The sequence below is a fragment of the Polynucleobacter sp. AP-Kolm-20A-A1 genome (genome assembly GCF_018688315.1).
Taxonomy (GTDB): Bacteria; Pseudomonadota; Gammaproteobacteria; order Burkholderiales; family Burkholderiaceae; genus Polynucleobacter.
Genome location: NZ_CP061315.1, coordinates 1,023,285 through 1,041,785 on the forward strand (window position 1 = coordinate 1,023,285; position 18,501 = coordinate 1,041,785).

Annotated in this window: 20 protein-coding genes and 1 tRNA gene; 3 read left to right on the forward strand and 18 right to left on the reverse strand. The window is 46.5% G+C overall.

Annotation, left to right across the window (positions count from 1 at the left end; genetic code table 11):
• Positions 1-4: 4 nt before the first annotated feature.
• The 18 genes from nuoF to C2745_RS05410 all read right to left on the reverse strand — a co-directional run bounded on the left by nuoF (position 5) and on the right by C2745_RS05410 (position 16,620).
• Positions 5-1,303: an NADH-quinone oxidoreductase subunit NuoF gene (gene nuoF, locus C2745_RS05325; RefSeq protein ID WP_215383358.1), complete on the reverse strand. Its 1,299-nt coding sequence runs from the start codon at positions 1,301-1,303 to the stop codon at positions 5-7.
• A complete protein-coding gene (gene nuoE, locus C2745_RS05330) occupies positions 1,300-1,806 on the reverse strand; it encodes an NADH-quinone oxidoreductase subunit NuoE (RefSeq protein ID WP_215383359.1) in 507 nt (168 codons plus the stop codon). Before nuoE ends, nuoF begins: the two co-directional genes overlap by 4 nt.
• Before the next feature lie 23 nt (positions 1,807-1,829).
• A complete protein-coding gene (locus C2745_RS05335; RefSeq protein WP_215383360.1) occupies positions 1,830-3,083 on the reverse strand; it encodes an NADH-quinone oxidoreductase subunit D in 1,254 nt (417 codons plus the stop codon).
• A 3-nt stretch (positions 3,084-3,086) separates the two neighbouring features.
• Complete coding sequence (locus tag C2745_RS05340; protein ID WP_215383361.1) at positions 3,087-3,686, reverse strand: NADH-quinone oxidoreductase subunit C; 600 nt, start codon at positions 3,684-3,686, stop codon at positions 3,087-3,089.
• A 3-nt stretch (positions 3,687-3,689) separates the two neighbouring features.
• Complete coding sequence (locus C2745_RS05345; protein WP_011902891.1) at positions 3,690-4,172, reverse strand: NADH-quinone oxidoreductase subunit B family protein; 483 nt, start codon at positions 4,170-4,172, stop codon at positions 3,690-3,692.
• A gap of 5 nt (positions 4,173-4,177) precedes the next feature.
• Positions 4,178-4,537 (reverse strand): NADH-quinone oxidoreductase subunit A, encoded by a 360-nt coding sequence (locus C2745_RS05350; RefSeq protein ID WP_012357790.1) that lies wholly within the window; start codon positions 4,535-4,537, stop codon positions 4,178-4,180.
• Between the two features lie 108 nt (positions 4,538-4,645).
• A tRNA-Leu gene (locus tag C2745_RS05355) sits at positions 4,646-4,730 on the reverse strand.
• 86 nt (positions 4,731-4,816) lie between these two features.
• Complete coding sequence (gene secG / locus C2745_RS05360) at positions 4,817-5,161, reverse strand: preprotein translocase subunit SecG (RefSeq protein WP_128113598.1); 345 nt, start codon at positions 5,159-5,161, stop codon at positions 4,817-4,819.
• Positions 5,162-5,183: 22 nt separating this feature from the next.
• Complete coding sequence (gene tpiA, locus C2745_RS05365) at positions 5,184-5,942, reverse strand: triose-phosphate isomerase (RefSeq protein WP_215383362.1); 759 nt, start codon at positions 5,940-5,942, stop codon at positions 5,184-5,186.
• Positions 5,943-5,960: 18 nt separating this feature from the next.
• A complete protein-coding gene (locus C2745_RS05370) occupies positions 5,961-6,959 on the reverse strand; it encodes an NAD(P)H-quinone oxidoreductase (RefSeq protein ID WP_215383363.1) in 999 nt (332 codons plus the stop codon).
• A gap of 31 nt (positions 6,960-6,990) precedes the next feature.
• A complete protein-coding gene (gene pnp / locus C2745_RS05375) occupies positions 6,991-9,156 on the reverse strand; it encodes a polyribonucleotide nucleotidyltransferase (protein ID WP_215383364.1) in 2,166 nt (721 codons plus the stop codon).
• Between the two features lie 267 nt (positions 9,157-9,423).
• A complete protein-coding gene (gene rpsO, locus C2745_RS05380) occupies positions 9,424-9,693 on the reverse strand; it encodes a 30S ribosomal protein S15 (protein WP_068323724.1) in 270 nt (89 codons plus the stop codon).
• Between the two features lie 202 nt (positions 9,694-9,895).
• Complete coding sequence (locus C2745_RS05385; protein ID WP_215383365.1) at positions 9,896-11,443, reverse strand: 2-isopropylmalate synthase; 1,548 nt, start codon at positions 11,441-11,443, stop codon at positions 9,896-9,898.
• A 228-nt stretch (positions 11,444-11,671) separates the two neighbouring features.
• Complete coding sequence (gene pssA, locus C2745_RS05390) at positions 11,672-12,535, reverse strand: CDP-diacylglycerol--serine O-phosphatidyltransferase (protein ID WP_215383366.1); 864 nt, start codon at positions 12,533-12,535, stop codon at positions 11,672-11,674.
• Positions 12,536-12,563: 28 nt separating this feature from the next.
• Positions 12,564-13,211, reverse strand: a complete 648-nt coding sequence (locus C2745_RS05395) for a phosphatidylserine decarboxylase (RefSeq protein WP_215383367.1) — start codon at positions 13,209-13,211, stop codon at positions 12,564-12,566.
• 60 nt (positions 13,212-13,271) lie between these two features.
• Positions 13,272-14,288, reverse strand: a complete 1,017-nt coding sequence (gene ilvC / locus C2745_RS05400; protein ID WP_068323077.1) for a ketol-acid reductoisomerase — start codon at positions 14,286-14,288, stop codon at positions 13,272-13,274.
• Between the two features lie 53 nt (positions 14,289-14,341).
• Positions 14,342-14,833 (reverse strand): acetolactate synthase small subunit, encoded by a 492-nt coding sequence (gene ilvN / locus C2745_RS05405; RefSeq protein WP_011902903.1) that lies wholly within the window; start codon positions 14,831-14,833, stop codon positions 14,342-14,344.
• Complete coding sequence (locus tag C2745_RS05410; RefSeq protein WP_215383368.1) at positions 14,833-16,620, reverse strand: acetolactate synthase 3 catalytic subunit; 1,788 nt, start codon at positions 16,618-16,620, stop codon at positions 14,833-14,835. Before C2745_RS05410 ends, ilvN begins: the two co-directional genes overlap by 1 nt.
• A 193-nt stretch (positions 16,621-16,813) precedes the next feature.
• On the opposite strand from C2745_RS05410, the gene C2745_RS05415 reads away from it, so the two are divergent.
• Genes C2745_RS05415 through C2745_RS05425 form a run of 3 tightly spaced genes read left to right on the forward strand, consistent with a single transcriptional unit; the run spans position 16,814 to position 18,478 of the window.
• Positions 16,814-17,383, forward strand: a complete 570-nt coding sequence (locus C2745_RS05415) for an RNA polymerase sigma factor (RefSeq protein ID WP_215383369.1) — start codon at positions 16,814-16,816, stop codon at positions 17,381-17,383.
• A complete protein-coding gene (locus C2745_RS05420) occupies positions 17,380-17,841 on the forward strand; it encodes a DUF3619 family protein (protein ID WP_215383370.1) in 462 nt (153 codons plus the stop codon). Before C2745_RS05415 ends, C2745_RS05420 begins: the two co-directional genes overlap by 4 nt.
• 19 nt (positions 17,842-17,860) lie before the next feature.
• A complete protein-coding gene (locus tag C2745_RS05425) occupies positions 17,861-18,478 on the forward strand; it encodes a DUF3106 domain-containing protein (protein ID WP_215383371.1) in 618 nt (205 codons plus the stop codon).
• Positions 18,479-18,501 lie beyond the last annotated feature (23 nt).

The following is an 18,501-nucleotide window of genomic DNA, read 5'->3' on the forward strand; positions in this document are numbered from 1 at the left end:
ATCTTTATAAAGGTTTCGCAGAATCTAAGCAGCGCTTATGTTCTACGTGATACGCAAATTCATCCATGTAATGCTTCAACATGCCACGTACTGGCATCGCAGCTGCATCACCTAAAGCGCAAATCGTACGACCCTGAATGTTGGCAGCCACGTCATTGAGCAAATCCAAGTCTTCAGGACGGCCTTGACCATGTTCAATGCGGTGAACGATGCGCCACAACCAGCCAGTACCTTCACGGCATGGTGTGCACTGACCACATGATTCTTCGTGATAGAAATAAGACAAACGCTCTAATGCACGAACCATGCAACGCGTCTCATTCATTACGATCACGGCACCTGAACCCAACATAGATCCAGCTTTAGCAATGCTGTCGTAATCCATTGTGAGTTCCATCATCTGCGCACCAGGCACAACAGGAGATGAAGATCCACCAGGAATTACTGCTTTTAATGCCTTGCCGTCACGCATGCCACCAGCAAGCTTTAACAGCTCTGCAAAAGGTGTGCCCAGCGGAATCTCATAGTTACCAGGATGAACCACGTCACCAGAAATAGAGAATATTTTTGTTCCACCGTTATTCGGTTTGCCAAGGTCTAAATAGGCCTGACCGCCGATGGCCAAAATAAATGGCACAGCAGCAAAAGTTTCGGTGTTATTAATCGTTGTTGGTTTGCCATACAAACCAAAACTTGCTGGGAAAGGTGGCTTAAAGCGTGGCTGCCCTTTTTTGCCCTCTAAGGATTCGAGCAACGCAGTTTCTTCACCGCAAATGTATGCACCCCATCCAGGTGCGGCATGCAACTGAAATGAAAAATCGCTACCAAGAATCTTGTCGCCTAAGTAACCAGCAGCACGCGCTTCTTCCAAGGCTTCTTCAAAGCGTGTGTACACCTCAAAGATTTCGCCATGAATATAGTTATAGCCCGTTGTAATGCCCATGGTGTAAGCACCAATGATCATGCCCTCAATTAAGGCATGCGGGTTGTAACGCATGATGTCGCGGTCTTTAAAAGTACCAGGCTCACCTTCGTCGCTGTTACAGACTAAATACTTTTGCCCAGGGAATTGGCGTGGCATAAAGCTCCACTTCAAGCCAGTTGGGAAGCCTGCACCACCACGACCACGCAGTGATGAAGCCTTTAATTCAGCAATGATGGCATCCGGAGCAACTTTATCGTTAATTAAACGACGGAGCTGTTGATAGCCGCCACGACTTTCATAATCTTTTAAACGCCAGTTATCTCCATTTAATCCGGCGAGGATTAAAGGTTTGATGTGGCGATCGTGCAAGCTGGTCATGCTGCTTTCCCCTCTGCACGTAACTCACTTAACAATGCATCAATTTTTTCTTTGCTCATAAAGCTGCACATGCGCTTGTCATTTACCAACATAACAGGAGAATCGCCGCAAGCACCCATGCACTCACCCTCTTTCAAGGTAAAAGTGCCGCAAGGTGTAGTTTCGTTATAGCCAATACCCAATGTTTCTTTTAAGTAAGTGGCTGCAGTTTCACCATGCGTCAACTGGCAAGGCAAATTGGTGCAAATAACCAATTTGTATTTGCCAATTGGCTTTGTGTTGTACATGTTGTAGAAAGTAGCAACTTCCTCAACAGCAATGCTAGGCATTTCCAAAATTTGCGCTACTGTGGCAATCACCTCAGGTGAAACCCAACCTACTTCAGTTTGAGCTGCAATCAAGCAAGCCATGACAGCAGATTGCTTTTGCTCTGCTGGATATTTAGCGATATTACGGCGCATGTCTGCGAGCGTTTTATCGGATAGTTGAAGAGTGGTAGTCATTAAATAATCCTTGGCCCGCTGATTTAGCGGTCAATCTCCCCAAACACAATATCTTGGGTACCAATAATAGTTACCGCGTCAGCCAGCATGTGGCCGCGTGACATCTCGTCCATTGCAGATAAATGAACAAATCCTGGCGCACGAATCTTCATGCGATACGGCTTGTTGGCACCATCTGAAATGAGGTAAATACCAAACTCGCCCTTAGGATGCTCAACAGCTGAGTAAGCCTCACCATCAGGAACGTGAATACCTTCTGTAAAGAGCTTGAAATGATGAATCAACTCTTCCATATTGGTCTTCATGTCTACGCGCTTAGGCGGAGAAACCTTGTGGTTGTCGCTCATGACTGGGCCTGGGTTCGCTTTCAACCAAGCCACGCATTGTTTAATGATGCGATTAGATTGGCGCATTTCTTCCATGCGAACTAGATAGCGGTCATAAGAGTCGCCATTTACGCCTACTGGAATATCAAAGTCCAGGCGATCATAGACTTCATATGGCTGCTTCTTACGAAGATCCCACTCAATACCAGAGCCGCGCAACATTGGGCCAGTGAAGCCAAGCTGCAAAGCGCGCTCAGGAGTCACAATACCGATATTGACTAAACGCTGTTTCCAAATACGGTTATCAGTTAAGAGATTGCAGTACTCATCAACGTTTGCATCAAAGCCATTGGCAAACTGCTCAATGAAATCAAGCAATGTACCGCTACGGTTTTCATTCAAACGCTTGATAGCTGAAGTGCTGCGAATTTTGTTCTTTGTGTACTGAGCCATCTGGTCAGGTAAATCACGATATACGCCACCTGGACGATAGTAGGCAGCATGCATACGGGCGCCAGATACTGCTTCATACATATCAAAGATGTCTTCACGATCGCGGAAGGCATAGAGGAATACTGCCATCGCACCAACGTCAAGACCATGACAGCCGATCCACAGCAGGTGATTTAATAAACGGGTTAACTCGTCATACATCACACGGATGTACTGTGCTCGCAAAGGAACATCTACCTGCAACAGCTTTTCAATTGCCATTACATAAGCATGTTCATTGGACATCATAGACACATAATCCAAACGATCCATATAAGGAACGTTCTGAATCCAAGTACGGGTCTCCGCTAATTTTTCAGTAGCACGGTGCAATAAGCCGATATGAGGATCAGCGCGCTGGATCACCTCTCCATCGAGCTCAAGCACTAAGCGCAGTACGCCGTGCGCAGCAGGATGCTGAGGGCCGAAATTGAGGGTGTAGTTCTTAATTTGTGCCATGACTTAAACCGGACCTCCGTACTGCTCTTCACGAACAATGCGTGGAGTAATTTCTCTAGCCTCAATCGTGACAGGCTGATAGACAACGCGCTTCAATTCTGGGTCGTAACGCATTTCCACATTGCCGCTGATTGGGAAATCTTTTCTAAATGGATGACCAATAAAGCCATAGTCTGTGAGGATACGACGTAGGTCGTCATGACCATCAAACAAAATGCCATAGAGGTCAAATGCCTCGCGCTCAAACCAGTTAGCTGAATTCCAAACCGGCGTGATTGAAGCCACTAATGGATAACTGTCATCTGCTGCAAATACGCGCACACGTAGGCGCCAGTTGTGCTCAATGGAGAGTAAGTGACTAACTACGCCAAAACGCTGACCGCTCCATGCGCCGTCACGGAAATCTTGATAATCCACGCCACATAAATCAATCAATTGCGCAAATGCGAGTGATGGATCATCGCGCAAGAGCAAGGCGGATTCTAAGTAGGTATCTGCATTAACAACAACAGTCACTTCACCAAGGGCGGTTTCGATTGATAGAGCGCGCTTACCTAAAACTTTTTCTAGATTGGCTACTAATTGAACTAAACGGTCTGACATGGTTTAAGCCTTCCGCGCAATCGTGCTAGTGCGAGCGATCTTTGATTGCAATTGAATGATTCCGTAGATCAATGCCTCTGCAGTTGGAGGGCAACCAGGAACATAAATATCCACCGGCACAATACGGTCGCAACCGCGCACTACTGAATAGGAGTTATGGTAATAACCGCCGCCGTTAGCACATGAGCCCATCGAGATAACCCAACGCGGCTCTGGCATTTGATCGTAAACCTTGCGTAAAGCAGGTGCCATTTTGTTACATAACGTACCAGCAACAATCATCAAGTCAGACTGACGCGGAGATGGGCGGAACACCACACCAAAACGGTCTAAGTCATAGCGGGATGCGCCAGCATGCATCATTTCCACAGCACAACAAGCCAAACCAAAGGTCATAGGCCATAAAGAACCATTGCGTGTCCAGTTAATTAACTGGTCAGCAGTAGTTGTAACAAAACCTTCTTTGAGAACGCCTTCTAATGCCATATCTATCACTCCCAGTCGAGAGCGCCCTTTTTCCAGATATATACAAATCCCACAATGAATTCCAAGAGGAAAATCACCATAGAGGCGTAGCCAAGCCAACCAATATCACGCAGAGCAACGCCCCACGGGAACAGGAATGCTGTTTCTAAATCGAATAGGATGAAGAGAATGGCAATGAGGTAATAACGCACGTCAAACTTCATACGCGCATCTTCGAAAGCTTCAAAACCACACTCATATGGTGAAAGTTTTTCAGCATCGGGCTTTGAAGGAGCCAAAATTTTTCCGAGGAACATGGGGACTAAACCGACCCCAATACCTACGAGGATGAAAAGCAGAACAGGAAAGTAATTAGCGAGATTCAAAATAGCCCTGATTCGTTTGTCTGGTAAATCCTAAAAGCAGCAAATTATTAATTATTCCACTTCATTCAGTATTGATTTAGAGCAAAAACCCTAAGCAATACTCATTTTTGGTGCCGACGGCGAGACTCGAACTCGCACAGCCTAAGCCACTACCCCCTCAAGATAGCGTGTCTACCAATTTCACCACGTCGGCATCTTGCAAAACCCATCAATTCTACTGCATTGCACAAGCTGACTACCCCATTTTTAGGGCAGATAAATCTGTAAAAACCTACTTTTTTACTTAGGAACTGCAGGTTTTGTTGGGTCCTGAACAGGCGCTACTGGAGCAGCTGGCGCTACCACCGGGGCTACTGTTCCAGACAGGACTCCAGGACTGACTTCCTTTTTATTGCCAATCCAGGTGATGCCTAGAGTGGAAATAAAGAAAACAGCTGCAAAAATAGCAGTTGCGTGGGAAAGAAAGTTGGCCGAACCACTGGCGCCAAAGAGGCTACCAGAAGAGCCTGATCCAAATGCAGCACCCATATCAGCGCCCTTACCTTGCTGCAATAACACCAGCAAAATGACAGCAACCGCTGAAATTACCTGCAATACGATTAGTAATGTCTTAAACCATTCCACAGCTTATCTCCAAATAAAAAATCTATGCCTGACAGATGGACAGAAAGTCTTGCGGGTTCAAAGATGCACCCCCAACCAATCCACCATCAATATCTGGCATGGCAAACAATTCCACAGCATTGTCCGGCTTAACACTGCCGCCGTACAAAATACCTACATGTGATGCAACATCTTCATTAAATTCCGTTAATTGCAGGCGAATAGCGCGGTGCATATCTTGCGCTACCTGAGCGCTTGCAACCTTACCAGTGCCTATTGCCCATACGGGCTCATAAGCAATCAAACAATCAGCCAAGCGATCCTGCAAAACCAAAACCTGCTTAGCAATCTGACCACAGACAATCTCTTCTGCCCTGCCAGAGTTTCTTTCGTCTGCAGTCTCGCCAACACAGATCACTGGCGTCATACCTGCGTCTAAGACCTGCAATGCCTTTGCTGCAACAGCCTCATCAACCTCGTGATGCATTTGACGACGCTCTGAATGGCCAACAATGACATAAGTGCAGCCAAGCTCTTTGAGCATTGGAGCAGCAACTTCACCGGTATAAGCACCAGAGATATGAGCTGAGGCATCTTGAGCGCCAAGGCTCAAAAATGCTAATGAATGCTCTTTAATCAACTGAGCACATTGCGATAAGTACGGGAAAGGCGGACAAACTGCAAATTTACGACCGGAAGGCATGCCACTTTCCATCCCACGGGCAACGGTTTTGATCCAGTCTTGATTGCTTGCAAGACTGCCATTCATTTTCCAGTTACCAATAATGATGAGCGGGCGCATAGTAAGTAAGCAGTCGACCTAAACCGTTAAAACAATCTTGCCTACGTGCTCTGATGACTCCATCAAACGATGTGCATCAGCAGCTTGATCAAGGGTAAATGTTTTATAAATTACCGGCTTGAGCTGGCCAGCATTGAGCAATGGCCAAACATTATCAAAGAGTTGTTTGGTGATTTGCTTCTTGAAAGAAACTGGACGCGGACGTAATGTAGAGCCTGTAATCGTAAGACGACGACGCAAAATTTGATTGGTGCTAACTTCCGCTTTTGATCCACCCTGAATTGCAATGATCACAATACGGCCATCATCTGCCAAGCAATCGATTTCACGTTGTACGTAGGCGCCCGTCACCATATCAAGGATGACGTTGACACCCTTACCATCAGTCGCTTTTTTGATCTCTTCGACGAAGTCTTGCGTCTTATAGTTAATAGCAAGATCAGCGCCTAGGGCAACGCAAGCAGCGCACTTTTCATCTGTACCAGCAGTGACAAATACCTTGTGACCTAATGCCTTTGCAATCAGAATGGCTGTCACACCGATACCACTGGAGCCGCCCTGCACTAGCAAGGTCTCACCCTTTGATAGTTCACCGCGCATGAAGACGTTGCTCCACACAGTGTAAAAAGTCTCAGGTAAAGCCGCAGCCTCTTGATCTGTAAAACCTTTTGGATATGGCAAACATTGTGCAATTGGCGCGGTACACATGTCAGCGTAGCCACCACCTTGAACCAACGCACAAACCTTATCGCCAATCTTTAAGCCAAATGCATTGTCTGCATGAGCCAAGTCACCGCCAACAATCTCACCAGCAACTTCAAGACCAGGAATATCGGATGCACCAGCAGGAACTGGATAGTGGCCCTTACGTTGTAAAACGTCTGGGCGATTAATGCCTGCCGCTAAAACCTTAATCAAAACCTCGCCAGACCCAGTGCTTGGTAAAGCAGGATCTGGACGAGTGGTTGGCACCAACATTTCTGGTGCGCCAAATTCTTTGATCTCAATTACACGCATTGAAAGCTCCGAATGATCTTGATGAAATTGCTTAAGCTGATTCGTTGGTTGGAGCAGCTTCTGCCACAACTTCAGCAGCGCCAGCCAAAGGAGCGATCGTGCCACCCTCATCAGCCATTGCAGCTTTGAGCGATAGACGCAAACGACCACGCTCATCAGCAGCTAACAACTTCACGCGAACCACTTGACCTTCCGCCAAATAATCCTTAACTTCTTTTACGCGCTCATTTGAAATTTCTGAGATGTGCAAGAGGCCATCTTTACCTGGAAGAATGTTTACCAATGCGCCGAATTCGAGCAACTTCACAACTGGGCCTTCGTAGATCTTGCCTACTTCAGCTTCAGCAGTGATACCTTCGATGCGCGCTTTAGCTTCAGCCATACCTTCGGCAGAAGTAGAAGCAATTGTTACTGTACCGTCATCTTTGATGTCGATGCTGCAACCAGTTTCTTTAGTCAACGCTTGAATTGTTGCGCCGCCCTTACCGATTACTTCACGAATCTTGTCTGGATGAATCTTGAAAGAAACCATACGTGGAGCATGTGCTGACAATTCAGTGCGAACTGAACCCATCGCTTCTTGCATTTTGCTCAAGATATGCAAACGACCTTCTTTAGCTTGCGCCAAAGCTACTTGCATAATTTCTTTAGTGATACCTTGAACTTTAATGTCCATCTGGAGAGCAGTAATACCATTTGCAGTACCCGCTACCTTAAAGTCCATATCACCTAAGTGATCTTCATCACCCAAGATATCGGTCAACACAGCAAAACGGTTGCCATCAAGGATCAAGCCCATTGCAACACCAGCAACGTGAGCTTTAACTGGAACACCAGCATCCATCATCGCCAAACAGCCACCGCAAACAGAAGCCATTGAAGATGAACCATTGGACTCAGTAATTTCTGAAACAACACGGATGCTATATGCGAAATCTTCTGGGCTTGGCAACACTGGAATCAATGCGCGCTTAGCCAAACGGCCGTGACCAATTTCACGACGCTTTGGGCTGCCTACACGGCCAGTTTCACCAGTGGCAAACGGAGGCATGTTGTAGTGGAACATGAAACGATCGCGGTACTCACCTTCGAGCGCATCAATGATTTGCTCGTCACGTGCAGTACCTAAGGTAGCTACTACGAGAGCCTGTGTTTCACCACGAGTAAACAATGCAGAACCGTGTGTACGTGGCAATACGCCGTTACGAATTTCGATTGGACGAACAGTGCGTGTATCGCGTCCATCAATACGTGGCTCGCCGTTCAAAATCTGGCTACGAACAATCTTCGCTTCGATTTCAAACATAATGTCGCTAACAGCAACAGCATCAACGTCACCTTCTTCAGATAACTTAGCCATTACTTCTTTAGAAATTTCTTTGAGCTTGTCTGAACGAGCGCCCTTTTGACGAATCTGATAAGCCTCACGCAATGGCGCTTCAGCCAATGCAGTTACCTTAGCGATAAATGGCTCGTCTTTAGGGGCAGCAGTCCAATCCCATTCAGGTTTGCCAGCTTCACGCACTAAATCATTAATTGCGTTGATCGCTGTTTGCATTTGGTCGTGACCATATACAACTGCGCCCAACATTACTTCTTCAGATAATTGATTTGCTTCTGACTCAACCATCAATACAGCCGCTTGTGTACCAGCAACGATCAAATCGAGTTCGCTAGTAGCTTGTTCTGTACGAGTTGGGTTCAAAAGGTACTGGCCGTTAGCGTAGCCAACACGTGCCGCACCAACAGGGCCAGCAAATGGGATGCCTGAAATTGCCAAAGCTGCTGAAGCAGCAATCAATGCAGGAATATCAGAAGGAACATCAGGGTTGATGGACAACACATGAACAACAACCTGAACTTCATTCAAGAAGCCTTCTGGGAACAAAGGACGTAATGGACGGTCGATCAAACGGGAGATCAATGTCTCGCCTTCAGATGGACGGCCTTCGCGACGGAAGAAGCCACCAGGGATCTTGCCTGCAGCGTAAGTCTTTTCTAGGTAATCAACAGTCAATGGGAAAAAGGATTGGCCTGGCTTTGCAGACTTAGAGGCAACAACTGTGCCCATTACTACTGTGTCATCCACGTTAACGATTACGGCACCGCCAGATTGACGAGCGATCTCGCCTGTTTCCATTGTTACTTGGTGGTTACCCCATTGAAAACTTTTTACTGCTTTTTTAAACATAGTCATTCTGATCTTCTCCAAATTGTTCACGCAAAACTCACATGAGCATTACGCTTGTCGTGGGATAAAGCAGTGTCACGACAACACTGGAGCGATTTAGGATTACAAGGGATGCCATTCCAGGGAGGCTCTGCATAAAACTCAGAAACTCATTGGAATGACACAATCCCCTACACAAATAATCTAAAAGCGCTCAAAAAACATGCCACCTTCTTAAGACTGATTCTGCGAAGAAACAACCCTAAGATAGATGGCATTGCATACCGATAAGAATTACTTACGGAGACCTAATTTCTCAATCAATGCGCGATAGCGATCCAGATCTTTGCCTTTGAGGTAATCCAAGAGGCGACGGCGACGTGAAACCATCTTCAACAAACCGCGACGGCTGTGATGGTCTTTAGCGTTAGCCTTGAAATGGGGGGTTAATTCATTGATGCGGGCTGTTAGCAATGAAACTTGAACTTCAGGGCTACCCGTATCGTTTGCGCTGCGCGCGTTTTCTTTGACGATTTCCGCCGTTTTGATATCAGCAACTGCCATTTTTAATACTCCTCACTTGCGAACACCTGAGCTTTCACCCAGTCTGTGTCGTGCGTTATTAACAAAATAAAACAAAAAAGCTTTATAAATCAAAGCCCTCGAATTGTAGCAGATCAAGCTAAGTAAAAGCCCTCCTACAAAAAAACCGCCAAAATAGCGGTTTTGATGAAATTACCCTTATAAAACAATAACTTAGATATATTTAAGGGGTCATTTGGGCATTTAACTTGGCCTGGCTGGGGTCATGAAGCTTATTTAAGGCCGATAAATAGGCCTTGGCAGAAGCTGCAATGATGTCTGGATCGGTACCAACACCATTCACAATGCGCCCCCCTTTGGCCAATCGGACAGTTACTTCACCCTGAGACTGTGTGCCTGAAGTAATTGCGTTTACGGAATACAGCAATTGCTCTGCCCCGCTTTTGGCAATACCTTCGATTGCGTTCAAACTGGCATCAACTGGGCCATTGCCCTCAGCTTCTGAGCTGATTTCTTTATCACCCATGCGGAAAGTCACACGTGACTTAGGGCGCTCCCCAGTTTCGGAATGCTGACTTAATGAAATAAATTTGTAGTGCTCGCCCTCTTCAGCCGCTGCTGAGTCTGACATGATGGCAATGATGTCTTCGTCAAAAATTTCGGATTTTTGGTCAGCCAAAGCTTTAAAGCGTGTGAATGCCTCATTCAAGTCTGCTTCAGCTTCAACAGTAATGCCCAACTCCTGCAAGCGTTGCTTAAAGGCGTTGCGACCTGATAACTTTCCTAAGACTATCTTGTTTGCAGACCAACCCACATCTTCAGCGCGCATGATTTCATAGGTGTCGCGGTTCTTTAAGATGCCATCTTGATGAATGCCAGAGGTGTGTGCAAATGCATTGGCACCAACCACTGCCTTATTGGGCTGAACCACAAAGCCAGTAATTTGTGAAACCAATTTAGATGCCGGAACAATTTGAGTGGCATCAATACCGCAGACCATATCAAAGTAATCTTTGCGCGTACGCAAAGCCATCACAATTTCTTCCAAGGCGGTATTGCCTGCACGCTCACCCAAGCCATTAATGGTGCACTCAATTTGACGGGCGCCACCAATCTTCACGCCAGCCAAGGAATTGGCTACGGCCATACCTAAGTCGTTATGACAATGTACAGACCATACGGCCTTATCTGAGTTTGGCACGCGAGTACGCAACGTCTTGATAAATTCACCGTATAACTCCGGGGTTGCATAACCAACTGTATCGGGAATATTAATAGTGCTTGCGCCCTCGTTAATGACAGCTTCAACAACCCTGCACAAGAAATCCATCTCTGAGCGGTAACCATCTTCAGCAGAGAATTCAATATCAGAAGCCAAGTTGCGAGCAAAACGAATTGAGCGTTTGGCTTGCTCCAAGACCTCTTCTGGAGACATGCGCAATTTAACCGCCATATGCAATGGGCTCGTTGCCAAGAAGGCATGGATACGCTTGGCATTAGCAGCCTGTAAAGCATCGGCAGCGCGTGTGATGTCCTTGTCATTAGCTCTTGCCAATGAACAAACAATAGAATCTTTTACCGCAGCAGCCACAGCCGAAATCGCCTGAAAGTCGCCTTCAGAGCTAGCTGCAAAGCCCGCTTCGATAACATCCACCTTTAAACGTTCAAGCTGACGTGCAATGCGTACTTTTTCGTCTTTGGTCATAGATGCACCTGGAGACTGCTCTCCATCGCGCAAGGTGGTATCGAAAATAATTACTTTGTCGCTCATCACTACTCTCCAATGTGGATACTTATTAAGTTACTGCTTAATTCAATCTCTAAAACAAAAACCCCAGCAATTTGCTGGGGCTGGTATGTGGTGGTTAATGGATTCTATTCAGTCTCATCAACTCAGGCCTTACCCGCCCCAAGCTTTAGGCTTAGCGCTAGCAGAAGAAGGCTAGAAAGAAGTGAGAAATTCATCAACATGGAATAAATATACCCGAAAAATAGCTAATTAGCTAAAACGCCGACCCCGGAGACGTTCCCAGGCCCAAATTACATAACCAGAAATCGAATACACCACAAACAAACCAAACAAGGTTAAGGGTGGATTAGAGGAAATCAGCACAAAGGTCAGGATCATGAGAACCATGACGCCAAAAGGCACTCGATAGCGTACATCCAAGGCCTTACCGCTATAGAAGCGAGCATTGGAAACCATAGTCAGGCCGGCATATACCGCGATAAAGAAGGTAATCCAGGGAATCGCTGTATCACGAACCGGAATCTTATTGTCATCGGCCAACCAAATGAAACCAGCCATCAAAGATCCTGCCGCTGGGCTTGGTAAACCTTGGAAGAATTTCTTATCAACAACGCCAGTGTTAACGTTAAAACGAGCTAAACGCAAGGCGGCGCCAGCGCAATAAGTAAAGGCGGCCAACCAGCCCCATTTACCCAAATCTTTTAAGGCCCACTCATAAGCAACCAGAGCTGGTGCCACGCCAAATGACACCATGTCAGCCAAAGAGTCGTATTGCTCGCCAAAAGCACTTTGTGTATTAGTCATGCGCGCAACGCGACCATCCATACCATCCAGAACCAAGGAAGCAAAAATTGCAATGGCAGCAATCTCAAACTGATGGTTCATCGCATTGACAATAGCGAAGAAGCCGCAGAACAATGCGGCGGTAGTAAATGCGTTTGGTAATAGATAGATGCCCTTGCTTCTTAAGCGGGGCTTTTGTGGGTGAAGCTCTTCTACTTCGTAATCAACTCCATCGCCCAACTCTTCTACCCAGTCATCATGATTGCGATCAACGCGATGACGTGAAAGGCGACTGCGATCTAAACGGCCACGACGGCGAAATGTAGTCAATGAATATCCCAGTGAATAATATTTCGAATCAATCTAAGCCAGGCACACGTGCCAAAGCGGTATTGGTTGCAAACACTTTATCCCCAACACTGACCAAAGGCTCAGCAGTTAGGGGTAAATACACATCCACCCGTGAACCAAAACGAATAAATCCATAGCGCTCACCTGCTTTGAGGCGGTCGCCAACGTGGATATAGCAAAGAATGCGACGGGCAATTAAGCCAGCCACTTGAACCAAGGTCACGGTTTGACCGTTAGCATCAATCACAACTGCGTTACGCTCATTCTCGGTAGATGCCTTGTCTAAATCCGCATTAACAAACTTACCAGGGAAATACTGCACCTCTTTAACCAAGCCATTCACTGCGCTGCGGTTCGAGTGCACATTAAAGACGTTCATGAATACGCTGATCTTGAGCGCTTCACGACCAGCATACGGATCGTTGGCTTTTTCAACCACAACAATTCGACCATCTGCCGGAGATAAAACCAAATCGCGGCCCAGAGCAGGAATACGCTGTGGATCACGGAAGAACTGCAGAACAAAGATAAAGATGATCCACAAAGGCCATGACCATGCAATGCCACCCAAATAGTGGACTAGTAAAGTCACTGCCCCCACCAGAGCTAAATACGGCCAACCTTCTTTCGCAATAATGGGGTGTGGATACATCATCTTTGTTCTGAGCCTTTTAATGAACTTCTATTAATTTGATGCGTACTTCTTAGTGATTAATTAGTTCTTGGTTTGATCCACTAACTTGTTCTTAGCAATCCAAGGCATCATGGCGCGCAATTTAGCACCCACTACTTCGATGTCATGTTCTGCATTCAAGCGACGACGTGAAATCAATGTTGGAGCACCAGCCTTGTTTTCAAGGATGAAGCTCTTAGCGTATTCACCAGTCTGGATGTCTTTCAAGCACTGACGCATTGCATTCTTAGTGTCTTCTGTAACAACACGTGGGCCAGTCACATACTCACCGTACTCAGCGTTATTAGAGATTGAGTAGTTCATGTTTGCGATACCGCCTTCGTAGATCAAGTCAACAATCAACTTGAGCTCATGTAAGCACTCGAAGTAAGCCATCTCAGGAGCGTAGCCAGCTTCAACCAAAGTTTCAAAGCCAGCCTTGATTAACTCAACTGCGCCACCGCAAAGAACAGCCTGCTCACCGAACAAGTCAGTTTCAGTTTCTTCACGGAAGTTAGTTTCGATGATGCCGGCACGACCGCCACCGTTTGCTGTAGCGTATGACAAAGCAACGTCACGTGCTGAACCAGATTTATCTTGGTAAACAGCGATCAAATGAGGAACGCCGCCGCCTTGAGCATAAGTACCACGTACTGTATGGCCAGGAGCTTTAGGAGCGATCATGATCACGTCTAAGTCAGCGCGTGGCTGAACTTGACCATAGTGAACGTTAAAGCCGTGAGCAAAAGCCAAGGCTGCGCCCTGCTTGATATTGCCATGCACTTCTTTGTTGTAAACATCAGCGATTTGCTCGTCAGGCAAAAGCATCATCACTACATCAGCGTCTTTAACTGCTTCGCCAACTTCTTTAACTGTCAAACCAGCATTCGCTGCCTTGCTCCAGGAAGCGCCATCTTTACGCAAACCAACAGTAACGTTAACGCCAGAATCTTTAAGGTTCAATGCGTGTGCGTGACCTTGTGAACCATAACCAATGATGGTGACTTTCTTGCCCTTAATGAGGGACAAATCAGCGTCTTTATCGTAAAAAACTTTCATGCTCTTTCCTTGTATTGAAAATGTAATTAATGCAGTAATCAGTTAATAAAAAATTAAACCTTGAGGATGCGTTCGCCACGACCAATTCCAGAGCCGCCCGAACGGACAGTTTCCAGAATCGATGCGCGATCGATCGAATCAATAAAGGCATCCAATTTGGCACCATCACCAGTTAACTCGATGGTGTAACTCTTGTCGGTCACATCAATGATGCGACCGCGGAAGATATCAGTAGTGCGCTTGAGTTCTTCACGTTCCTTGCCTACAGCCCGCACCTTAATCATCATGAGCTCGCGCTCAATGTGTGGGCCTTCGCTCAAATCAAACACTTTCACTACTTCAACCAAACGGTTTAAGTGCTTGGTAATTTGCTCAATAACGTCATCAGACCCAAAGGTCACGATCGTCATGCGAGATAAAGAAGGATCTTCAGTAGGCGCAACACTCAAGGTGTCGATGTTGTAACCACGAGCTGAGAAAAGACCTACTACGCGTGACAATGCGCCCGGCTCGTTCTCAATGAGTACAGAAATAATATGTCGCATTAGAGATCCTCGCTACCCAAAAGCATTTCAGTAATACCCTTGCCCGCTTGAACCATTGGCCAAACGTTTTCTTCTGGGTCGGTCTGGAAATCCATGAATACGGTGCGATCCTTTAAGCGAATTGCTTCTTTAAGGGCGCCCTCAACATCAGATTTCTTTTCAATACGCATACCAACGTGACCATAGGCCTCAGCCAACTTCACAAAGTCTGGCAATGAATCCATGTAGGAGCTGGAATAACGCTTGTTATAGGTAAGCTCTTGCCACTGACGAACCATTCCGAGGTAACGGTTGTTCAATGACACGATTTTTACCGGTGTGTCGTATTGCTTACAAGTAGATAGCTCTTGAATACACATCTGGATAGAGCCTTCACCAGTAATAGTGAAAACATCTTTCTCAGGGAAAGCCTTCTTGATGCCCATGGCGTATGGCAAGCCAACGCCCATGGTACCAAGACCACCAGAGTTAATCCAACGACGTGGTTTATCAAACTTGTAGAACTGTGCAGCCCACATTTGATGCTGACCTACGTCAGAGCAAATGAAAGCATCACCGCCGGTGAGCTCCCACAACTTTTGAACAACGTACTGCGGCTTCACAATTTGAGAAGCTTCGTCGTATTTCAGGCAATCTTTTTTGCGCCACTCATTAATCTGGTCCCACCAGGCGGCAACTTTATCGCCATTCTTGCGTGGGCCAGCAGCTTTAAGCTGAGCAGTCATCTCCACCAAAACTTCTTTGAGATTACCTACGATTGGAACGTCTACCTTAACGCGTTTAGAAATAACGGAAGGATCAATGTCAATGTGAATAATCTTGCGTGGGTGACTTGCAAAGTGTGCAGTGTTACCGATTACGCGATCATCAAAACGCGCGCCGATAGCAATCAACACATCACTGTGCTGCATTGCCATATTGGCTTCATAGGTACCGTGCATACCGAGCATACCCAAAAACTGTGGGCTTGTTCCTGGGAATCCACCTAAACCCATCAGAGTGTTAGTTACTGGATAGCCGAGCAAGTCTGCGAACTCTTTTAGCTCAGGCGCTGCATCAGACAAAATCACACCACCACCCGTATAGATGTATGGGCGCTCTGCCTCTTGCAATAAAGCAACTGCCTTACGAATCTGACCGCTATGACCCTTAACTACAGGGTTATAGGAACGCATTTCCAGAGTCTCTGGGTAAACAAATGCGCCTTTGGCCGCAGATACGTCTTTAGGAATATCAATCAACACGGGACCAGGGCGACCTGTCTGTGCAATGTGGAAAGCCTTCTTCAAAACCAATGGAAGATCTTTAACGTCTTTCACGAGGAAGTTGTGCTTCACAACTGGGCGTGTAATGCCAACGGTATCTGCTTCTTGGAAAGCATCTTCACCAATAGCGTATGTTGGTACGTTGCCGCTGATGATCACCATTGGAATGGAGTCTGTGTAAGCAGTCGCAATGCCAGTAACGGCATTAGTTACACCGGGACCAGAGGTCACCAGGGCAACACCAACCTTACCGGTTGCGCGCGCATAGCCATCTGCAGCGTGAACCGCTGCTTGCTCATGGCGAACAAGAATATGTTCAAACTTGTCCTGCTTAAAAATTTCGTCATAGATAAAGAGAACGGAGCCGCCTGGGTAACCCCAAACGAATTCAACACCCTCTTTGTGTAATGCATGCACGAGCATCTCTGCGCCAATCATTTCTGGAGGCGCTGCATCATTATTTGTATTTGTTGAGTCTTTATTAGCTTTAGTAGCTAAAAATTCGGCGCTGCTTGTATTCATTTTCTTTCGTCCTTTGCAATTTTCGGCAAAAAATTGTTTGGTCTGTTCTGTCTCCTGCTTATGGCCTGAGTTCGAACGGCGCTGCTACCGGAAAAAACCACTTCTTGAATGAGATTCTAGGTAGTAAGCCCTATATTCTATAGCAATCCCCTAAAATGAATGAATTCTTACCGATTCAGGTCTAATCCATTGCATGGCATCAGCCCAAGAACTATCTGACTTTTTGAGTAGTGTCGAGCAGCGCGCTTTTAAGCAGGCTGTCTACGCCGTGCGTGATGATGACGCCGCGCTCGATATTGTTCAGGATGCCATGATCAAATTGGCCGAAAAATATGGGGACAGACCCGCCGCTGAGCTCCCACTAGTGTTCACCAGAATTCTCCAGAACCGTATTCATGACTGGTTTAGACGCCAGAAAGTCCGAAATACCTGGGTCACCCTGTTTTCAAATATGGGCAAAAAAGCCGATGAAAACGATGATTTTGACCCCCTGGAGTCACTTTCAGCCCCTGACGATAGTGAAATTCACCAAGATGGGGCCCAAAAACTAGAACAAAGCCAGCTTTTACAGGCTTTGGAGTCAGAAATATCTAAATTACCTGTACGTCAACGAGAAGCCTTCCTGATGCGTTATTGGGATGAGCTAAGCATTACGGAAACCGCTAAAGCCATGAGTTGCAGTGAAGGAAGTGTAAAAACTCATTGTTCTAGAGCCACCCAAACCCTAGCTAAAGCATTGAAATTAAAAGGAATTACGCTGTGAAAGACTTTGATAAGCAACTAACCGACGCCCAGGCCGATCAATTTGGCCGGACCAGTGCCGCCCTGCTTTCTCAAGGCGCTCACAAGCTGCCAGCAAATATTAGAGATCGACTTCATGCAGCTCGCATGAAAGCCCTCTCTGTTAGAAAGCCTGAAAAAGCCCTGGTTCGCAAACCAATTTTTGCAGGATCTAGCGGCACTTGGACTTCTGGCTCTAATGGCGTTTGGGATACCGTTGGTTGGGTAGCCCCATTAGTGGTTTTGGTTTTTGGCCTTATTGGCATCGCTCAGTGGCAAGATGATTCCCGTATTAACGATATCGCTGAAGTGGATGCGGCATTGTTATCGGATGACGTTCCACCAGATGCCTATGCTGATAGCGGATTTATGGCCTTCCTAAAAAATGGTCCTCTATCCGATTCTGGCGATAGTGCTACTGACTCTGCGCTCAGCAAGTAATTCTTTCGACCTTCGCCGAATGCTTGCGCAAAAACGTACATATACAGCAAGTTTATTGGTGCTACTTGCTACGGCATGTTTTGCACTCAATATTTCTTCAGCCCTTGGACAGTCATCGCCGCCGCACGGCAAAGCTACTGCCATTCCTGAAAAGAAACCGGATGGCACATGGGATAGCCTAAAGCCCGCTCAACAAAAGATTCTTGCTCCGCTTGAAGATGATTGGGACTACATGCTCCCCGATAGCCGCAAGAAATGGATGCAGGTTGCTAATATTTATCCCAAGATGAGCGCTCAAGATCAAGAGCGTCTGCAGTCAAGAATGACTGGATGGTCAAACCTTTCACAAAAAGAACGTCGCATTTCCCGTGAAAATTATTTAAGCAGTCTCAAGTTCCCGGCCGAGAAAAAGGCTGAAGCTTGGAGTGCCTACCAAAAGCTCAGCGATGAGCAAAAAAAGAAGTTAGCTGAAACTGAATCAAAGAAAAAGCCTAGCGCTACAAATGCTCCAACCCTTCAGCAACATCCTATCTCTTCAAAAGCGACCTTACCGCCAGCAGCAGCAACCGTACCAAGCGCGCCAGCACCTGCCGAGAATTCAGGATCTACTGCTGAATCTGGCTCTAGCAGCAATTAATTTACCCTACAAATAAAAGCAGA